Raw genomic sequence first — 18,866 nt, forward strand, 5'->3', positions numbered from 1 at the left:
AAGGAAGCGCAACCTTGGAAAAAAATCACGGAAGATTAAATCATTTAGCATTCTGAGTAGGTACGCATTCCCCCAACATCACGCAAGTTTTCAACTTGTTGGAACCCCTTTCAAGATAACATCTTGTATGCGTCTACACAACATTCCACCAAAGGCGCAATAACTTTTAAGCCTACACTACACTTATACTTGGCCGTTGTGCGTCAGCTAAAACCTCGTTCATTCAACTTAATTGTTTCTATATTTAGAAACTTTCATTATCTTTGTTAGGTTAACTAAAGACCATGTATGAGGTACTTTGAGACAGAATTTTTAGACGAAGCAAAGAAGTTTTTAAAGACCCTTCAGCCGAAAACTGCAAAAAAAGTATTTTACAACATTGACCTTGCTGAACAGACAAATGACCCAAGACTCTTTAAGAAACTCGAAAGTGAAATTTGGGAATTTCGAACAAAATATGCAGGACTTCAAATACGACTTCTTGCATTTTGGGACAAGACAGACAATAAAGAAACTTTGGTAATAGCTACCCACGGTTTTATAAAAAAGGTTGACAAGATTCCGACAAAAGAGATTGACCGAGCAGTGAGATTGAAGGATAAATATTTTGAAAGTAAAACTAAATGATATGGCAACTAAAAAAATGAAAACATCAACGCTTGCCGAAATGAAAGATGAATTTATCGGGAAGGTTGGCACACAGGAAAGAGACGAATACGAATACGAGCTCCGAATGGAAGTCTTGGGTAGAATGATAAGAGCAGCACGTAAAGAAAGACATTTAACTCAAGAAGAGCTGGGTAAGCTCATTGGTGTTAGGAAAGCTCAAATTTCAAAGCTTGAAAGCAGTGCTAATAGTGCTACAATTGACACGATAATAAAAGTTTTCAAAGCATTAAAGGCTGAGATTAATTTTAACGTAAAGTTAGAAGACGACTTTGTTAAACTCGCTTGATCGAAAAAAAGCCGACCGCACAATCGAGACGACTGACGGTCAGATGACCGCCAGTGCGCCCCCGCCAACATGAAGCATTCGGGCAAGCCTCCCTTTGGGACGTTCACTTTAATGAACTATATTTAACATTCAAGGCGCACACATCGGCTATAGCAAATGTGGGTTTAGGTGCTTAAGTGAAAAGTAAATAAATAAAATGTCAGTGCTAAATTGAAAAAAAGGGCGAGAAATCCCCAACTGCTCATAGCCGAGAACCGTAGTAGTATAACTTGCATGAATTACCAAATTTTGGTACTTTAGGGTAAAACATTTGAATTATGAGTAAAAATACATCTATATCACTCGGGAATTATTTTGACCAATTCGTAAGTAGCCAAGTTTCTGCTGGCCGATATAAAAACGTAAGTGAAGTTATTCGTGCAGGGCTTCGACTTTTGGAAAATGAAGAAAGTAAAGCAATTGCCTTGAGAAATGCTATTCAGGAAGGAATTGATAGTGGTATAGCACACGATTTTGACCCAAAAAAGAACCTTGAGGAATTAAAAGCCAAAAGGAGAAAGAATGGCTGAATATAAATTGACCAATAAAGCTGTTGATGACTTGAGCGGGATTTGGGTCTATACGGCTGACGAGTGGTCCGAGGAGCAAGCTGATAAATATTACAATATGCTACTTGACAATTGCCAAGAAATAGCCAATAATCCCGAATTAGGAAAGAATTATGACAGAATTACAACCGACTTGTTTGGATTAAAAGCAAACCGACATATAATCTTCTACCGTAAAACAAAATCAGTTCCAATTGAAATAACAAGAATATTGCACGGAAGAATGGATTTGAAAAACAGATTGACCGAATAGAAAACCACACTCAATCGAGTAGCCCGAACTGAAATAATCAGGCGGGTTTGCTTAGTTTTTTCAGCAATGGAAAAAATGAAGAAAAGGAAGCGCAACCTTGGAAAAAAATCACGGAAGATTAAATCATTTAGCATTCTGAGTAGGCACGCCCGTCCGACTGGCGCAACCGGGCGGGCATTCGCTATACACTGGCTGGGCTGCAAAATGCGCGCTAGTTGAGTGGGCTTTTATAAAGATCACTTCTTTCATAAGGGCTATTCGAAAATTCAGCTTAAAATTCGAAGTGAAAGTTGTGTCAAATTTCAGGCTGTTTGAGCCAAACGAGATTGACTAAATTAGATAATTTTTAATGGCGAGTTCCTGAAATTTAGCTACTGAACAAAGAATTTAGTTGAATTTTAGACAGCCTAGATTTTCCTGCTTTCAGCAGGCAAGCTTGCCCGAACTGAAATAATCAGGCGGGTTTGCTTCGTTTTTTCAGCAATGGAAAAAATGAAGAGTAGGCACCTGTAACAACCGGAGGACCCGTTCGACTGGCTGGGCTACAAAATGCGCGCCAGTTGGGTAAAAATATTTTTATTAATTTGTCAGAAAAATTTTAAACAGATGAAAACAATCCTTTTTGTACTGAGCATTTGCCTGTTGGATTTCTCGATTGCCCAAGCCCAAACAGAAATTGAGATAAGCGATGAAACCTTTTCTAAAAATTGGTACAACGATATAGACAAGGCTGCAAGTGAGCCTGAAAATGTTGTATTTCTGGACCTCAGCCTGCAAAAACTCAAAACTTTCCCCGAGGAAATACTGGAATTCAAAAACCTGGAAAAACTCTATCTGCCTTTCAACTACTACCCTGCTATTCCCAATGAAATCGGTCAACTGGACAAGGTAAAGGAATTGGACATCAGCGGAAGTTACTACATGAACCGCCTGCCCATAGAAGGACTAAAAGAAATGGAAAGCCTGGAAAAAATCATTGTGAAAGATCACAAATTAGTGGCTGGAGAGATTGACAAGCTGCGTGAAGCCCTACCCGGTTGCACCATAATTACGGAATGAGGGTTCAGGATGCACCATCTTAAACACCATTTCGGTAAGCAAGGATTCGTTATTACTGCCCATTGCGCCCACACCTTTGAATTTAAGATCGTATTCCTGTAAAATTTCCATTATGCTCTCTGTCTCAACAAGCGAATAATTGCCAACAAAGTTTTTCAAATCTTTCATTTGAAAAAAATTAGCTCTAAGTGCACTTTGTACTTCAGAATCGGGAAGTGTTTTGATGTGCTGGTAAACATAGGCTTTGCTGAAAAAAGAATACAGTGTTCCTACAACTCCCAGCGGATGGTTTTTTTTGGGATTGGCAATGAAATAATTGACGATCTGAAAAGCTTTAGGGGCATTGCCTTCTGCCAGAGCTTTGGTCAGTTCAAAAACATTAAAATCCTTTGAAATCCCAACCAGTCTCTCAATATCTGATTCAGAAACCCGGCTGCCTTCACCACAGCTCATGGCGATTTTCTTTATTTCATTGTCGATTTTTGAAAGATCCATTCCAAGATATTCACTCAGCAACATCGATGCCTTGTATTCAAAATGCAATTTGTAATGCGCTGCCCTTTCATTGATAAAAGCGGGAACCTGATTTTCATACATCTTTTTGGGCTCAAAAATCACCGCACTTTTTTTCAGCGCCTTAGTAATCTTCAGCCTTTTATCCATGCTTTTGTGCTTGTGCACAATCACAAAAACAGTAGTGGGCATTGGATTTTCAGCATAACTGACCAAAGGATCCCAATCTTTCAACGACTGTGCTTCTTTCAAAATCACCAGTTGCCTTTCAGCGCCCATGGGATATCTCCTGAGCGCATCCAGTAAACTCACAGGATCGGTATCCTTCCCATAAGCTATGGTTTGATTGAAAGCTTTTTCCTGATCATTCAACAAATGCTCCTCAATATGAGCGCTGATCTTATCAATGTAAAATGATTCGTCTCCGTGTAAAAGATAAATCGGTGCGATTTTCCGATTATTAAAGTCCTGAATGACTTTCTCCATGTCCTTGCTGCTCATAGTCCTCCTGCGCTTTAAAACTTTAAGTGTTTTACTGTGTCCCCTTTATTTATCAACTGTTTCAGGGAATCAACACCAATATTCAGATGTAATTGTACGAAATTTTCGGTCACTTGTTTATCACTTTTAGAAGTTTTTACACCTTCTGCCACCATAGGCTGGTCGGAAACCAATAATAAAGCACCTGCCGGTATTTCATTGCTAAAAGCAGTGATAAAAATCGTGGCTGTTTCCATATCAATGGCCATGGCGCGCATTTTCCTCAATCTTTTTTTAAAGCGATTGTCGTGCTCCCAAACCCTGCGGTTGGTGGTATAAACGGTACCCGTCCAGTAATCACATTCGTAATCCCTGATGGTGGTGGAAATGGCCTTTTGTAAAGCAAAGGCGGGCAATGAAGGCACTTCTGGCGGAAAATAATCATTGGAAGTTCCTTCACCCCGGATGCCGGCAATGGGCAAAATCAGGTCGCCAATATTGTTTTTCTTTTTCAGGCCTCCGCATTTGCCCAAAAACAATACTGCTTTGGGTTCAATGGCAGACAGTAAATCCATAACTGTAGCGGCATTGGCACTGCCCATTCCAAAATTTATAATGGTGATCCCCTCGGCAGTTGCTGAAGGCATGGCATTTAACCTGCCGGTGACCTCCACCCCGTGCTTTTCTGCAAAGCGATCCACATAGTTTTGGAAATTGACCAGCAGGATATATTTGCCAAATTGTTCCAGTGACAGCCCGGTATATCGGGACAGCCAATCTTCCACTATTTCCTTTTTGCTTTTCATCTACAACAAATCTAAGCCATGAACCAATTCTTTTGAAAATATAAATATCAACAAAATGGACGAGAGCTTTCTAACAATTAGTAACTTTATGTAAATTCAATGTTCCGAATAAGCTCAGACTATGAAATATAAATACTTAATGTCGCTGATTTTTATTTTAATCAGCTGCATTTCTACTGCATTTGCACAAAACCAGGTATTAAATTACAGTTTTGAAAATTTTCCATCTTGCCCGGAGTACCCCGATGACATTACAAACTGGCAAAGTCCCTATCAAATAGTAAGTGGAGACACCTGTTCTACTCCCGATGCTTATAATTCCTGCAACAATATCCCTTTTGGAGGAGGAATTGGCGTACCTGATAATATCCTGGGATTTCAATATGCACATTCAGGAGAAGGTTATGTAGGAATTATCCTGTATGATGCCTTTGCTTTAACGGGATGTAGTAACACTCCTACCGGGTGGAGAGAATATGTGGAGGGCACCCTTGATGCCCCTCTTATTGCAGGAGAAACATACTGTGTTTCATTTTATGTGAACCTCGCAGATGATGTAAAGTTTGCAACAGATGATATTGGGGTCTATTTTTCCAATTCACTGGTGAATATAGATTGTTCAACGGTGGGCAATGCATCAGATTTACCATTTACGCCTCAACTACAATACACCGGCCAAACACTTACTGATACTTCAAACTGGACTCGTTTAGAATGGGCTTACACCGCTTCTGGTGGAGAGCAATACATCATTATTGGAAATTTTAATGATGATGCAAACACATCATATACATGTGTAAACCCTAATGCAATTAATTCTCATGCTTACTATTACATAGATGACGTGGAAGTTACTTTAGATTTATGCTGCCCTGTGATAGATATTGTAAACAGAACATCAGTTTCCTGTAATGGTCTGAGTGATGGAGCCACTACTGTAAGTGTAACTGGAGGTGTCCCACCTTACTCTTATTCATGGTCTGCAGGTACAAGTTCTGATGAAATAAATACAAATCTACCGGCTGGAAGACATACGCTAAGTGTAAGTGATTCAAGGGGCTGCCAGGTTTCTAAAAATATTGTTATTGAAGAACCTGATGAGTTAAGTGTCAGTATCGTTGAACTATCTACCAGTTGTGGAAATACAATTACCGCTACTACTGCTGGCGGAACCGGCCCTTTCACTTATAACTGGTCAAATGGTGCTTCAGGTGCCAGTTTATCCAATGTTCCCACAGGCACACTTTCGGTTACGGTAACCGATGACAATGGCTGTACAGATAATAGTTCAATTAATGTAACTCAGGTTTCAACTTTTACAATTACACCTTCTTCTACCGACAATACCTCATGTGCACAATGCAACGGAACTGCAACTGCCAATGTCAATGGTGGCACGCCTCCTTTCACCTACGAATGGTCAAATGGTCAAACAGGTACAACTGCCGACAGTTTGTGTGAAGGAACCTACACTGTTACCGTTACAGAAGGTGGAAGCGGTGGAGGTGGAGGTAGTGTTTTTTGGTCAGAAGACTTTTCAAGTGGTGGTACCGGCTGGTCATTAAATATCAATGGCCCTGGAGCTAATGACGCAGATGCCAATGAATGGGTTATTAACAGCAATGTGAATGAATGCTCCAATTGTCCTGACACAGGCTCTTTGGGCAACTACCTTCACATTACCTGTACCAGCACTCCCTGTCAACTGGGAGGGGATAATGGAACATGCGTTTACGATCAAGGCGTTCCATTTTTTGCCGAAGCAGCTACAGATAAATATGTATCATCCCCAAATATTTCAACTATGGGAAGATCAGGAATTACTCTCACGTTTTGGTATATGTCTGGTGGAGAAAGTGGTGCAGACTATGGTCTTGTTAGATTAAGTGATGACGGAGGAACTACATGGTCTGATCTGCCTGCACAATATCAAGGTGTGCAAACTTGTACACAGGCATCAGTAAATATACCTGCTGCATATGAAAACTTGCCTGATTTCAGAATAGGTTTTCGTTGGATCAATGACAACAATACCGATGGAGATGACCCGCCATTTATGATTGACGATATTGAATTAAGTGATACCAGCAGCAGTGCTTGTACTGCAACAGCTTCAGTTACTGTTGATTTTTCCGGTAGCGGTTTAAATGCAAGCATTGATAGCATATCCAACATTTCCTGTAATGGGGAAAATGATGGTTATATGAGCGCAAGTAGTGGTAGTAATTTCTCCTACAACTGGTCCAATGGAGAAACTACACAGGATATTTCAGGACTGTCACCGGGCACCTATACGATAACTATTGAGGACAATAACAATTGCAGTATAACACTAAGTGATACAATACACGAACCGGAACCCTTAACACTAACTGGCAACAGCTCCGGCTCCGGTTGTGACGGAGATGCTGCAATTGCAATAAATGTGACAGGCGGAACACCCTCCTATTCCTATGAATGGAGCAATGATTCAACAGGTAATACAATCAGCAATCTCAACAGTGGAGATTATACAGTTACTGTTACAGATGTCAATAATTGTACTGCTTCTGAAAGCTTTAATATTGACAGCACAGGTAGCTTTAATATTGACCTTACTGCTGTAAATGCCTCCTGCCCTGGAGTAAATGACGGGCAAATTACATCATCGGTAAGCGGAGCCAATTTGCCCCTATCCTATTCCTGGAGCAATGGCCAGCAAAGTGCTGATCTTAACAATGTAGATGTGGGCACCTATTCCGTAACCATTAGTGATGCAAATAACTGTACGGTTTCTGCCAGCGAAACTGTTTTTGCAGATGAAAACATTGAAGTTTTTGCAGGCATTTCTCAGCCCATTTGTCCTGAAAATCAAACAGGGGCAATAAAAATAACACCATTAACCGGCACTCCACCATACACTGGCGAATGGAGCAATGGCGAAAACCAGGTAAGCATTTCAAATCTTGAGGCAGGCACCTATTCCTTAACACTGACCGATTCGGCAGGTTGCGTACTCGATACTTCATTCGATGTCAATTCCCTTTCCAATTTTGAAATACAGACTACTTCCAGCGGATTGTCCTGCTCAGATACTGAAGGCAATGCAAGTGCCGCTACAGAAGTAACAAGCGGAAATACCGCTCCATATACTTATGCCTGGAATACGGGCGATTCCACTCAAAATATTTCAGGACTTGAAAGCGGCACCTATATTGTTACCGTTAGCGATTCGCTCGGCTGCAACAAAGTAGATACTGTCAATATTTTTGCAGCCGGATTGTTTCTGAATGCGGAAATCATTAATGAATCCTGTCCGGATGAAGGAGATGGCGCAATTATCACCACTGTTGCAGGTGGATTCCCTCCTTATACTTATAATTGGAGTACGGGGTCTGCCGATTCAAGCATTTTAAATCTCAGTGCAGGAGAATACGAACTTACCGTTAGCGATGCCGAAGATTGCAGTGCCTCTGAAGCATTCGAAGTTGAACTGAGTGATAATGCTACTGAAAACTGCGATACACTGATTATTTACGATGTGTTTTCACCCAATGGTGATGTGCGCAATGATATCTGGATTATTGACGGTCTGTTTGAATATACTGACAATGAACTGCAAATATTCAACCGCTGGGGTGGAAAAGTCTTTGAAGCCAATCCTTATGACAACGACTGGGATGGCCGCTCCATGAAAGGTGAGGCATTGCCCACAGCAACCTATTACTATATTTTAAAAGTGAAAAACGGAAGTGAAAAAGTTTATTCCGGACATGTAAATATCATCAGATGAGGAAATTCAATACCATCATTGCAGGCATAATTATTTTACTGGTTTCAGCAGAGTCAAAGGCCCAGCAGAAACCACTGTTTACCAATTATGTCTTCAACCAATTTTACTACAACCCGGCTGTTGCAGCTACTTCCGAGGCCATTGATTTCCGCTTTTTATACAGAAACCAGTGGGCTGGATTAGATGGAAAGCCACATACACAAACCCTTTCTGCTTTTGGAGCCCTAAAAGACATAAATCTCGGACTTGGCGGTAATGTCTATCACGACCAAACCGGGCATATTCGCAATACCGGATTTAATCTTTCTGCATCTTATGCTGTAAATATTGGCGATGAAAGTATGCTGTCAGGTGGTATTTCTGCTGGAATTATCCATTACAAACTCGCAAATGATATCAATATTCGTGAATCTGATGATGCAGCGGTAATCAGTGCACAGGAAGGCAGAATCGCCCCGGATATCGGACTGGGTATTTATTTTAAAAGAAAAGGACTTTATGCGGGTTTTTCGATGCCACAAGTCATTCAAAGTTCTTTGGAGTTTAATGTGGAAGACCCAGACAACCGCAATAAATTAATGCGGCATTATTTCCTGATGGCTGGCTATCGCTTTGAAGTTGCTGATAAATTTGAACTGGAACCCTCTGCTTTGCTCAAAGGGGTAAAAGGCAGCCCTTTACAAGTTGATATCAACTTAAAGGGGATTTACAATAAAATGGTATGGCTGGGTGCTTCCTACAGGAGCCTGGATGCTGTAACCCTGATGGCCGGAGCCATTATCAAAGAACAGTTTGAACTGGGCTATGCCTATGACATTACCACTTCAAACCTCAACAATGTGAGCAATGGAAGTCATGAAATTCTTTTGGCCTACAAAATATTCAACAAAAAATAACTCAATTTCTTCTAAGCTCTATTTTCCAACTTCTAACTTCTAATTTCTATCCTATAACTTCTAATTTCCTCTAACAACATACCCCAAATTATTTCTACTATATTTCAATAAGCATCAGATAAATCAAAAGCTAAAATCAATTTCTAACTTCCAACTTCTACCTTCCAACTTCTAATTTCCTCCAACAACCTACCCCCACCTTATTTCCACTGTATTTCAATAAGCATCAGGCAAATCAAAAACTAAAATCAATGCCTCCTAACTTGTAGTATCATTGTAATGATGAGAGGCTAATCAAACCCAGCTTAAACCTCTATATTTGTAATTGAGGTAAAATTTATGGGAATTATCAATAAAAAATCAATTTGGGTGTTTTATCAGGACGGAGGAACACCTAATCAGGGATGGGGAGAGCGCCATTTGTCTATGGCTAAAGAATGGATCAATCACGGATATGAGGTGACCATTTTTGCCGCCAACCGATCCCACAGATATATCAATCAAGTTGAATTCCAGGGCAACTATAAAATAGAAAATTACGATGGGGTTCAATATTGCTGGGTCAAGGTACCTGGTTATAAAAAAGCGAAAAGTATTGTCCGTATTATTTCATGGTTGATCTATATGTGGCGAATATTTTTCGTTCCTAAATCGATCAAAAGGCCTGACATCATTATTGCATCTTCTATACCATTATTTCCAGTGATCAATGCGCTCTATTGGAAGAGAAAAACCAAATGCAGGTTTATTTTTGAAATCCGTGATATTTGGCCTCTTACCCCTATTGAACTTGGCAACTATAGTAAGTTCAATCCCTTTATTCTTCTGCTCAGAAGAATAGAGAAAAAAGGATATCGTAAAGCCGATCATGTTGTGTCAGTACTTGAAATGGCTGATAAACACATTGAGCAAAGTATAAAACGGTCAGTAGAGTTTACCTGGATTTCAAATGGAATCCCCAATGAAATACTTAACCGAAAAGATTCTCTGAATAGTGAAATGGAAAAATTATTTCCCAAAAATAAATTTATTGTTGGATATGCTGGCAGTATTGGACAGGCCAATAATATGTATCCCCTACTAGATGCTGCCAGAATCCTTTTAAATGAAAATGATTATCATTTTGTAATCGTAGGTGAAGGTCCAGAGAAAAATAATTTAATAAGGAAGGCAAGAGGTTTGGACAATATTACATTCCTTAATAAAGTCAATAAGTATCAGGTTCAGTCAGTACTTGATCATTTTGACCTTAACTTTCTCAGTTGGAGTAAAACTCCGATTTATAGATTTGGAATTTCGCCCAATAAATTATTTGACTATATGTTATCGACAAAGCCAATACTAATGGCAGGTAATATTGATGAATCAGCATTGCTTGAAACACCTTCCTTATATACAGTTCCAGCTAATGATTCGGCAGCTATTGCTAAAGCCATTAAAGAGATCAGTGCAATTGACAAACAAAAAAGGGAAGAGTTGGGAAATAAAAGCAGGGAGTTTTTACTCGATAACTTCACCTATAACAAATTAGCCCACAGATATCTTGAAATATTCCGAAATGAAAATTGAAACAATTACAGTGGGTACCAATCCTGATAATATTGTACCTTACCTAAAGAAATTAATGCAGGGAAATTGGAAAAGTGCGACTACTCCCCCGCTTTGGGATGGAAAAGCTGCCGAAAGAATTGTAGATAAAATTATTGATTTGTACAGTTAATTGTCAAATTCAAATACATGAAGCATACTAGTATTGCTAATTTTATTTCTGTATTGGCTTTATTGCTTTTTTTATCAGAATCAATACTGGCCCAAACCACTGAAATAGCCGCCCACCGCGGAGCAAACCACCTGGCACCGGAAAACACCAAAGCCGCAGCCCAGGCCGCCATTGATCTTGGCGTGGAATACATTGAAATCGATGTGCGTAAAAGCCGTGACGGGGTACATTTTATCATCCACGATTTGCGAGTTAACAGAACTACTGATGGCAGCGGATTTGTGAGTGAAATGACCGCCAGTCAATTGCGGAAATTAGATGCCGGCTCCTGGTATGAAAATGGCGATTTTGCAGGCGAACCCATTCCCGAACTCTACGATTACCTAAAATGGATCAAAGGAGAAGCTAAGGTTTATTTTGATGTGAAAAGTGCCGATTGGGATACGCTATATGCCTATGTCAAAGAATTTGAAATACAGGATGAAGCATTTTTCAATTTTTTCTCCAAACGCAAAGCCCGAAAATTCAAGGAACAATTTCCCGATCTGCACATTAAAGTCAATTCATACAGCAGCGACCCTGAAGATTTGCGCAAAACAATCAAAAAATACAATGCCTCAGTTATTGAAATAAGGCCGGAACACATGAACGGGGATTTGAAAAAAGTGGCAGAAGAAGAAAATGTGCGCCTGATGGTCTATGCCAAAGAAAATTCAGAAAAGGAATTCAGGCAAATCATCAAATTTGCCCCTGCTATTGTCAATTTGGATCGTCCAGCATTATTTGTAAAACTCAGAACCCTAGCTACCAACAAAAAATAATATCACAAAAAAGTAAGTTTTGCAGGCTGATCAAGCATCCATCCTTTAATGCTGTACCTTTCCCTATTGGTTAGCAATACTTCATGTTCAAGTTCACTCCTAAAACAAACCAAAGTGCCCTGTGCAGGTAAAATTTCGTGTGCTTCACCTTCATTGTAAATAATCAATTGACCACCATCCGCAACTTTCCAGTCTGAAGCTAAATAACAAACTACCGATATCAAACGATGTGCATTGTGCTGAAAACGATCTCTGTGCTTAATATACCTGGTATTGGTCGGATAAAAAGTATAATGCGCTTCAAAATCTTTCAGGGATAAAAAACAAGTTCTGTTCAATAGCTGCATTAAAAAATCCATGCGCTGAAGAAAACTCTGCACAATTACCGGTTCATCACTCTTGCTGATCCAACGGATAAAATCACCGCGCAAATTTTCCCTAACATCAAATTTGAGCTGTTTGCCGATTCCAGCTTTCTTTAATTCATCTTCATCCTGAAGTGCCTGGATATGTTTTAATACAGCATTACTTTCCTCTTGGCTTAAAAAATTGGGCTGTAATGCATAGGAATGAGCAGCAAGATTGTCAATCAGTTGATCAGCAAACTCATTTATATTTCTGGGAAATTTTATTGTTGTCAAGTTTATTCGTTGTGGATCAAAATTACATCGGTTTTTCTGAAATAATGTTGTTTTTGAAATTTCAAAATACCTGGATTTTATATCTTCAAATCAAAATATTGAAATTGAGCAAAGCCACCGACTTTTTTGAAAGCCTCCCTCCCATTCAGCTAAAGTACAGAGCTGCTGTTTTGGCGCACCACATCAAAACCCCAACGAATATCGGGCAAATATTGCGCATAGCTGGAAATGCCCACTGCGATGAAGTGATACTTACTTATAAAACCCAAAAAGCTACTGATAGATTGATCAAAAGAACGGCTGTCAATAGTTTTGGCATCACGCCATTTCATTGGGTTCAGGCGCAAAAACTGAGCTTGGATATTTTGCCAAAAGATAAAACGCCCGTGATTGTAGAAACCACTCCCGGTGCTAAAAACCTTTATGAGTGTGCACTGCCCGCTAATCCCATTTTTATTGTGGGCAATGAATCACATGGACTTGATAGAGAAGACCTCTCGCTTTTTGATAACAAAATTTACATTCCCATGCCCGGAAAAGTTGTCTCCATGAATGTGGGCAATGCGCTGAGCGTAGTTCTTTTTGAGTGGATAAGACAGCAAGCAAAATTCTAGGTTCTAATTTTCTAATATCGGTTTGCTACTAAGAAACTTGGGGCTTTTCGGAGCAATTTCCTGTCCGCCCCATGTTTTTTTTAGGTGTTGGCCACAGTCTTTTTTATTTCTTTTTCCTTCGCACAATTGTGAATATTAGGAGTCCTGAAAATCCAAGTGGAACTCCTAGTAGGTAACTAATTCCTGTCGTTTTATTCCAAGTCCAAAATCGTGCAGAATAGCTGGTTAATGTCCATTTCTTAACTTCAAATTTAGGAACAACTTCACAGTCTGTCGGTGAACACAAAATTGTATCTATGCCTATTACTTTTCCTTCAATTAAGATTTCTGAGTGTCCTATTTCGTAATTGTAAGGTTCAAAAGGCGAATTTCCAGTCAATGTCAATTCGTATTCATGAATGTTGGGGTGTTTGTCCAAAATGTTCTCTGGAATCTCTATTGCTCCTTTTAGCACTCTTGCTTCTGGACACGGACAACCACATTCTTGTCCTGTTATTATTAAATCAGTTTTATTCGGTCGTGTCCATAAAGAATTGATTGTCGCTGGTGTAAAACCATACAATGCGATTAGTAGCCATATTAACCAAGCGTATCTCATTTTTCAGATTGTGCCCAACTACTTTCTATCCTCAACCATTCTAACTTCCAGCTTCTAACCTCTAACCATCTAGCTTCTAAATTCTAAGAATAAAACCCCTCTCCTTTTTCTGCTTGGGCTTTCAATGAATCCGTTGGCTTAAATCGCTCTCCAAATTTCCCAGCCAATTCTTCCGCTCTTTTTACATAATTTTCAATCCCCACAAAATCAATAAAGGAAATAGCACCTCCGGTATAAGGCGGGAATCCCCAGCCCAGAATGGATCCTATGTCTGCATCTTCAGGGCGCATCACAATGCCTTCGTCCATGCAGCGCACGGTTTCAAGGGATTGTACATACAACAATCGATCTTTCACTTCCTGTAAATCGGGCTGTGTTTCCAATGGCTTGAAATGTTCTTTCAATCCTGACCACAAGTGCTTTTTGCCGTTTTCAGGATATTCGTAAAATCCTTTTTTGGCCTTTTTGCCCGGACGATCCAGTTTTTCCATAAATAGGGTGCTGACCTCTTTGGCCGCAGCTTTTGTAACGATACCGTCTTTTTCTGTTTGCTTAAAAATACGGTACAGCAATTCTATGCTCACCTCATCGGCTACGGCCAAAGGCCCAACAGGCATTCCAGCTTGTTTTCCTGCATTTTCAATCAATGCGGGTTCCACGCCTTCTGCCAATAATTCTATGCCTTCGCTTACATAAGTTTTGAATATTCTGGAAGTATAAAAACCTCTTCCATCGCGCACTACTATTGGTGTCTTGCGAATTTGCTTCACATAATCCATGGCCAGGCCGAGTGCTTCATCTCCTGTTTTTTCGCCCAAAATAATTTCCACCAATTGCATTTTATCCACTGGCGAAAAGAAGTGCAGCCCGATAAATCTTTCAGGTCGTTTGGAAGCTTCTGCCAACCCGGTAATGGGCAATGTAGAAGTGTTGGAGGCAAATACCGCTTTTTCATCAATAATGGCTTCGCTGTCTTTGGTTACATCCGCTTTTAGTTTTCTATCCTCAAAGACCGCTTCTATCACCAAATCGGCATTTTCCAAATCTTTGTAATCATCAGCACATTTGATGTTTTCCAGCACACGCTCTGCCGTTGCTTCGTCCATTTTGCCTCGCTCAATGCGTTTTTTCAGCAAATTGCGGCTGTAGTCTTTGCCCTTCTCTGCTCCTTCCAAGTTGATGTCTTTCAAAACCGTTTCTATTCCAGCCATTGCCGAAACATAAGCGATTCCTGCGCCCATCATTCCTGCACCGAGTATGGCGACTTTATTCACTTTGCGCTTTTCAACATTGGGGCGGTTGCTCAGGGCATTGGCCTTGTTCATATTGAAAAACAAAGTGCGGATCATGTTTTTGGCTACTTTTCCTGTTGCCAATTGAGTGAAATAGCGCACTTCAATTTCACAAGCACGATCAAATTGCAAAGGCAAACCTTCATATACCGCATTCAAAATGGCCTGTGGTGCTGGGTAATTGTTTTGCGTTTTGCCCGCTACCAAAGCCGATCCGGCAGAAAAAGTATTGAATCCCTTTCCTGAATGCACATCCCCACCGGGAATCCTGAATCCTTTTTGATCCCAAGGCTTTTGAACCGATGGATTGTCTGTAATCCATGATTTTGCAGCCGCAATCAATTGATCCTGATTTTCAACCAAAGCATCTACCAAACCAATTTTTTCGGCTTGTTCGGGCTTTAATCTTCTGCCTTCTACCAACAAGGGTAATGCTTTTTCAAAACCGATCATACGGGGCAAGCGCTGCGTACCTCCTGCTCCGGGCAATAAGCCCAGCGTAACTTCCGGCAAGCCAATTTGCGCTCCGGAATTCTTTACCGCTATTCTGTGGTGACAGGCCAGGCACAATTCATATCCACCACCCAGGGCTGTTCCGTTCATGGCTGCTACGATGGGTCTTTCCGACAATTCTATTTTCCTGAAAAGCTGATGCAATTTTGTGGCCATGGCACTGATTTCTTCAGCCGTATCCAGCGAAGTGATCATTTTCAGATCTGCTCCGGCCATAAATTCATTGTGTGAGGAAGTAATGATAGCTCCTTTTAAGTCTTTGTTGACCAAGAACTTATCAATGCTCTCTTCCAGTGCTTTTACAGATGCATCGTTCAGTACATTCATGGATTGGTCTTCCACACCAATGGTGAGTAATGCAATATTGTCTTCAGTTGTGTATTTGATCATCTCTATAAATTTCTCTTCGTTCAATTAAAATTCTAAATGCCAATCTCTAAATGCTAAATAATTTCAAATAATGAATGTTCAAATTCCAGAAACAATTGCAATTGAAGGGTTTTGAGCATTATTCATTTAGATTTTGAATTTGTTTGGTTTTTAGTGCTTAGATATTAGATTTTGAAAAATTAAATTCTTTCAATTATCGTAGCAATGCCCATACCTCCACCAACACATAGTGTGGCCATTCCGGTATTGAGATCGCGTCTTTCCAATTCATCAATCAATGTGCTGATCAGCATAGAACCGGTCGCGCCCAGTGGATGCCCCATGGCGATGGCTCCACCATTCACATTCACTTTGTCGTGTGGCACGTTCATTTCCTGCATAAAGCGCATTGGCACTACGGCAAATGCTTCATTGACTTCAAATAAATCGATATCGCCAATTTCCATTCCCGCTTTTTTCAATGCTTTTCTGGCGGATAATCCCGGGCCTAAAAGCATAATGGTGGGCTCGGTGCCCGTTACGGCAAAGGCTCGAACTTTTGCTCGGGGTTTTAAGCCCAATTGCTGGCCCATACTTTCACTGCCCACCAGCGTAAGTGCTGCTCCGTCAACAATAGCCGAGGAATTGCCAGGATGGTGCACATGGTTTATTTTTTCAACTTCGGGATATTTCTGAAGGGCGAGATTGTCAAAACCACCCTGTTCGCCCATCATTTGGAAGGAAGGTTTTAGATTCCCCAATGTTTCTACGGAAGAATCCGGGCGGATCATTTCGTCTTTATCCAAGATCACTTTTCCATTGACATCACTGATGGAAATCAATGAATTTTTGAAATAGCCACCTTGCGTAGCTTTGGCTGCTCTTTTGTGCGATTCGGCAGCAAAGGCATCCAAATCCCTACGGCTAAAGCCAAATTTAGAAGCAATCAAATCGGCAGAAATGCCCTGTGGCACGATCTTGTGTTGCATCACTACTTCTGGGTTGGTGAACAAAGCACCGCCATCAGAACCCATCGGTACGCGCGACATGGATTCCAATCCGCCTGCCAAAATCAAATCCTCTTGGCCCGACATCACATAAGCTGAAGCCTGATTGATGGCTTCCAAACCGGAAGCGCAGTATCGGCTTAAAGTTACTCCGGCCGTGGTGTCGGGATAACCGGCAGCCATGGCGGCAGTTTTGGCAATATTAAAACCCTGTTCTTTTACGGGCGTTACGCAGCCCACAATGGCATCTTCCACAAATTCGGGCGCATTTGGATAGCGTTTTTTGTATTCGTCAAATAAGGCGATTAATAAATCGATGGGCTGGGTGGTGTAAAGCGACCCGTCTTTTTTGCCCTTGCCCCGCGGTGTGCGAAGACTGTCATAAATATAGGCGTGGTTCATGTTTTTTTACTTTCGTGCAAAAATAAGATTCTTTAGGGGGATTATTAAGACACAAAGGTTTTTTCGTTTCACCACAAAGGCACAATGGACACAAAGATTCTTTATTGACCACCAAGTCGCAAAGGGCACAAAGGTTTTCTATGACCACGAAGATTCTTTGTTGACCTCCAAGGCACAAAGGGCACAAAGGTTTTTTGGAACTCTGACAGGGTTTTGCCCCCTGTTAGAGTTATGAGAAGTGGGTGTTGTTTGTGAATTCAGAGGAATAAAATCAAAATATGCCCGTCTTTCCGTAAAATTTTCCCAAGAAAATTTATGTGCCTGTCCCGATTCATTTGAGTCGGGAGAATCCCCATCTATGAAAATGAATAGTCTGATTTTTAGTATATTAGTGTTCTAAATTGTTAAGATTTATTTCAAGCTAAAGTCTTATGAACCCCGAAAGCATCAGTAAAATAATACCCGGTATAGCCTTGTTGGTCTTGGGCATTATCGAGGCTATTGGCGGATTGTACATTCATGACAAACGCACAAAAAATGATTTCACCATTGAGCTGCTTAGCTTGATCATCCTCCCCACTTTGATTCAGCCGGGTATTTTTTTTCTTGTCATTTTTGGCATGGGCGCATTATTTCCCGGTCTTGAAGATGTTTTTGTCGGAACTTCCTTGTGGTTGCATTTTGCAGCATTTCTTGTTTTTGACGATATGGCCCAATATTGGTGGCACCGGTTTTCACATGCCAATAGAACCATGTGGAAATTGCATCGGCCGCATCATGTAGTGGAGGAAATGGGTGTGTTGATGACTTATCGAAATGCCGCGCTTTACTATGCCTTAATGCCGGGGATATGGTTTTCCGCTGCATTGGTGTTTATGGGTATGGGATATGTCTATCTAATTTATTTGCCCATAAAACTGGTTGTGATTTTATTGGCGCATAGCAATACCAAATGGGATCGTATATTGTACAGGTATAGAATATTGAATCCCCTGGCATGGGTTATTGAAAGAACGATCTCTACGCCCAGCACGCATTTTGCCCATCATGGATTAACGGCTGAAGATGGCGTATCTCATCCAAACGGCAATTATGGCAACCTCCTGTTTTTATGGGATATCATTTTTGGAAGCGCAAAAATTACGCGCAAATATCCCACTAAGTTTGGCGCCTGGAACCAGATGAAAGAACCCTGGTATGTTCAGCTATTTTTCCCGATCATCCGATCAAAAGACCCAAAGAGCGAACTGCACTCCATTAAAACAAACAATGACTACGATCCTTCTGTGGATTCTAAGCAATTTCATAAGTAAGGCTATTACCAGAGCGCTTTTAGCTCAGGTCTTGAAATAGACGAATGTGCAGTTCAACCCGGGGTATTCATTAGAAGAAAGGATTAATGACGAAAAACACCTTTTAACCAGCATTATACAATTAAAAAGCAATTGTATATTCCGGATTTAAGCATTGCACATTTTTTTTAGGATCATAAATCAAATTCAGCACAATTTTAAAACCATTTTAGAAATAATTATCTTCAAGCATCG

General features: G+C 40.5%; 18 protein-coding genes. 12 read left to right on the plus strand and 6 right to left on the minus strand.

From position 1 onward, the window contains the following. Positions 1 to 288: 288 nt before the first annotated feature. The 5 genes from WD048_03910 (at position 289) to WD048_03930 (ending at position 2,875) form a co-directional block, all read left to right on the plus strand. Positions 289 to 627 (plus strand): type II toxin-antitoxin system RelE/ParE family toxin, encoded by a 339-nt coding sequence (locus WD048_03910; protein ID MEX0811338.1) that lies wholly within the window; start codon positions 289 to 291, stop codon positions 625 to 627. Between the two features lies 1 nt (position 628). Then, positions 629 to 955 (plus strand): helix-turn-helix transcriptional regulator, encoded by a 327-nt coding sequence (locus WD048_03915; GenBank protein MEX0811339.1) that lies wholly within the window; start codon positions 629 to 631, stop codon positions 953 to 955. A 317-nt stretch (positions 956 to 1,272) separates the two neighbouring features. Beyond that, the gene (locus tag WD048_03920) at positions 1,273 to 1,524 is read left to right on the plus strand and encodes a type II toxin-antitoxin system ParD family antitoxin (GenBank protein MEX0811340.1); all 252 of its coding nucleotides are present in this window, start codon (positions 1,273 to 1,275) and stop codon (positions 1,522 to 1,524) included. Beyond that, positions 1,517 to 1,816, plus strand: a complete 300-nt coding sequence (locus tag WD048_03925) for a type II toxin-antitoxin system RelE/ParE family toxin (protein MEX0811341.1) — start codon at positions 1,517 to 1,519, stop codon at positions 1,814 to 1,816. Before WD048_03920 ends, WD048_03925 begins: the two co-directional genes overlap by 8 nt. A gap of 606 nt (positions 1,817 to 2,422) precedes the next feature. Then, a complete protein-coding gene (locus WD048_03930; GenBank protein MEX0811342.1) occupies positions 2,423 to 2,875 on the plus strand; it encodes a hypothetical protein in 453 nt (150 codons plus the stop codon). Here the strand turns inward: WD048_03930 and holA are convergent. Beyond that, positions 2,846 to 3,889 (minus strand): DNA polymerase III subunit delta, encoded by a 1,044-nt coding sequence (holA, locus tag WD048_03935; protein ID MEX0811343.1) that lies wholly within the window; start codon positions 3,887 to 3,889, stop codon positions 2,846 to 2,848. The two genes, WD048_03930 and holA, sit on opposite strands and share 30 nt — an antisense overlap. Before the next feature lie 14 nt (positions 3,890 to 3,903). Beyond that, entirely contained in the window at positions 3,904 to 4,674 is a 771-nt protein-coding gene (locus WD048_03940) for an AMP nucleosidase (GenBank protein ID MEX0811344.1), read from the minus strand. Between the two features lie 121 nt (positions 4,675 to 4,795). On the opposite strand from WD048_03940, the gene WD048_03945 reads away from it, so the two are divergent. The 5 genes from WD048_03945 to WD048_03965 all read left to right on the plus strand — a co-directional run bounded on the left by WD048_03945 (position 4,796) and on the right by WD048_03965 (position 11,883). After that, a complete protein-coding gene (locus WD048_03945; GenBank protein MEX0811345.1) occupies positions 4,796 to 8,446 on the plus strand; it encodes a gliding motility-associated C-terminal domain-containing protein in 3,651 nt (1,216 codons plus the stop codon). Further along, complete coding sequence (locus WD048_03950; GenBank protein ID MEX0811346.1) at positions 8,443 to 9,342, plus strand: type IX secretion system membrane protein PorP/SprF; 900 nt, start codon at positions 8,443 to 8,445, stop codon at positions 9,340 to 9,342. The genes WD048_03945 and WD048_03950 overlap by 4 nt, the downstream gene beginning before the upstream one ends. Before the next feature lie 339 nt (positions 9,343 to 9,681). After that, positions 9,682 to 10,911 carry a glycosyltransferase family 4 protein gene (locus WD048_03955; protein ID MEX0811347.1) on the plus strand — a complete coding sequence of 410 codons (1,230 nt, stop codon included), beginning with the start codon at positions 9,682 to 9,684 and terminating at the stop codon, positions 10,909 to 10,911. Beyond that, positions 10,901 to 11,062 (plus strand): hypothetical protein, encoded by a 162-nt coding sequence (locus WD048_03960; GenBank protein ID MEX0811348.1) that lies wholly within the window; start codon positions 10,901 to 10,903, stop codon positions 11,060 to 11,062. The genes WD048_03955 and WD048_03960 overlap by 11 nt, the downstream gene beginning before the upstream one ends. A 17-nt stretch (positions 11,063 to 11,079) precedes the next feature. Then, positions 11,080 to 11,883 carry a glycerophosphodiester phosphodiesterase family protein gene (locus WD048_03965; protein ID MEX0811349.1) on the plus strand — a complete coding sequence of 268 codons (804 nt, stop codon included), beginning with the start codon at positions 11,080 to 11,082 and terminating at the stop codon, positions 11,881 to 11,883. Between the two features lie 2 nt (positions 11,884 to 11,885). Here the strand turns inward: WD048_03965 and WD048_03970 are convergent, their stop codons facing one another. Beyond that, complete coding sequence (locus WD048_03970; protein ID MEX0811350.1) at positions 11,886 to 12,524, minus strand: 2OG-Fe(II) oxygenase; 639 nt, start codon at positions 12,522 to 12,524, stop codon at positions 11,886 to 11,888. Positions 12,525 to 12,535: 11 nt separating this feature from the next. Between WD048_03970 and WD048_03975 the strand changes: the two genes are divergently transcribed. Continuing rightward, positions 12,536 to 13,138, plus strand: coding sequence for a TrmH family RNA methyltransferase (locus tag WD048_03975; protein ID MEX0811351.1), 603 nt, complete (start codon positions 12,536 to 12,538; stop codon positions 13,136 to 13,138). Between the two features lie 103 nt (positions 13,139 to 13,241). Here the strand turns inward: WD048_03975 and WD048_03980 are convergent, their stop codons facing one another. The 3 genes from WD048_03980 to WD048_03990 form a co-directional block, all read right to left on the minus strand. Then, positions 13,242 to 13,736 carry a hypothetical protein gene (locus tag WD048_03980; GenBank protein ID MEX0811352.1) on the minus strand — a complete coding sequence of 165 codons (495 nt, stop codon included), beginning with the start codon at positions 13,734 to 13,736 and terminating at the stop codon, positions 13,242 to 13,244. 83 nt (positions 13,737 to 13,819) lie between these two features. Next, entirely contained in the window at positions 13,820 to 15,931 is a 2,112-nt protein-coding gene (locus tag WD048_03985; protein MEX0811353.1) for a 3-hydroxyacyl-CoA dehydrogenase NAD-binding domain-containing protein, read from the minus strand. A 179-nt stretch (positions 15,932 to 16,110) separates the two neighbouring features. Continuing rightward, positions 16,111 to 17,319, minus strand: a complete 1,209-nt coding sequence (locus WD048_03990; protein MEX0811354.1) for an acetyl-CoA C-acetyltransferase — start codon at positions 17,317 to 17,319, stop codon at positions 16,111 to 16,113. Between the two features lie 431 nt (positions 17,320 to 17,750). Between WD048_03990 and WD048_03995 the strand changes: the two genes are divergently transcribed. Beyond that, positions 17,751 to 18,632 carry a sterol desaturase family protein gene (locus tag WD048_03995; GenBank protein ID MEX0811355.1) on the plus strand — a complete coding sequence of 294 codons (882 nt, stop codon included), beginning with the start codon at positions 17,751 to 17,753 and terminating at the stop codon, positions 18,630 to 18,632. The last annotated feature ends 234 nt before the right edge of the window (positions 18,633 to 18,866 follow it).

It is taken from the genome of Chitinophagales bacterium (genome assembly GCA_040877935.1).
In the GTDB taxonomy this organism is placed as follows: domain Bacteria; phylum Bacteroidota; class Bacteroidia; order Chitinophagales; family CAIOSU01; genus JBBDNB01.

Coding starts and splice junctions, on each gene's coding strand:
- WD048_03955 (MEX0811347.1), top strand. CDS start 9,682: ATGGGAATTATCAATAAAAAATCAATTTGGGTGTTTTATCAGGACGGA.
- WD048_03940 (MEX0811344.1), bottom strand. CDS start 4,674: ATGAAAAGCAAAAAGGAAATAGTGGAAGATTGGCTGTCCCGATATACC.
- WD048_03920 (MEX0811340.1), top strand. CDS start 1,273: ATGAGTAAAAATACATCTATATCACTCGGGAATTATTTTGACCAATTC.
- WD048_03950 (MEX0811346.1), top strand. CDS start 8,443: ATGAGGAAATTCAATACCATCATTGCAGGCATAATTATTTTACTGGTT.
- holA (MEX0811343.1), bottom strand. CDS start 3,889: ATGAGCAGCAAGGACATGGAGAAAGTCATTCAGGACTTTAATAATCGG.
- WD048_03995 (MEX0811355.1), top strand. CDS start 17,751: ATGAACCCCGAAAGCATCAGTAAAATAATACCCGGTATAGCCTTGTTG.
- WD048_03965 (MEX0811349.1), top strand. CDS start 11,080: ATGAAGCATACTAGTATTGCTAATTTTATTTCTGTATTGGCTTTATTG.
- WD048_03925 (MEX0811341.1), top strand. CDS start 1,517: ATGGCTGAATATAAATTGACCAATAAAGCTGTTGATGACTTGAGCGGG.
- WD048_03910 (MEX0811338.1), top strand. CDS start 289: ATGAGGTACTTTGAGACAGAATTTTTAGACGAAGCAAAGAAGTTTTTA.
- WD048_03930 (MEX0811342.1), top strand. CDS start 2,423: ATGAAAACAATCCTTTTTGTACTGAGCATTTGCCTGTTGGATTTCTCG.
- WD048_03985 (MEX0811353.1), bottom strand. CDS start 15,931: ATGATCAAATACACAACTGAAGACAATATTGCATTACTCACCATTGGT.
- WD048_03945 (MEX0811345.1), top strand. CDS start 4,796: ATGAAATATAAATACTTAATGTCGCTGATTTTTATTTTAATCAGCTGC.
- WD048_03980 (MEX0811352.1), bottom strand. CDS start 13,736: ATGAGATACGCTTGGTTAATATGGCTACTAATCGCATTGTATGGTTTT.
- WD048_03960 (MEX0811348.1), top strand. CDS start 10,901: ATGAAAATTGAAACAATTACAGTGGGTACCAATCCTGATAATATTGTA.
- WD048_03915 (MEX0811339.1), top strand. CDS start 629: ATGGCAACTAAAAAAATGAAAACATCAACGCTTGCCGAAATGAAAGAT.
- WD048_03990 (MEX0811354.1), bottom strand. CDS start 17,319: ATGAACCACGCCTATATTTATGACAGTCTTCGCACACCGCGGGGCAAG.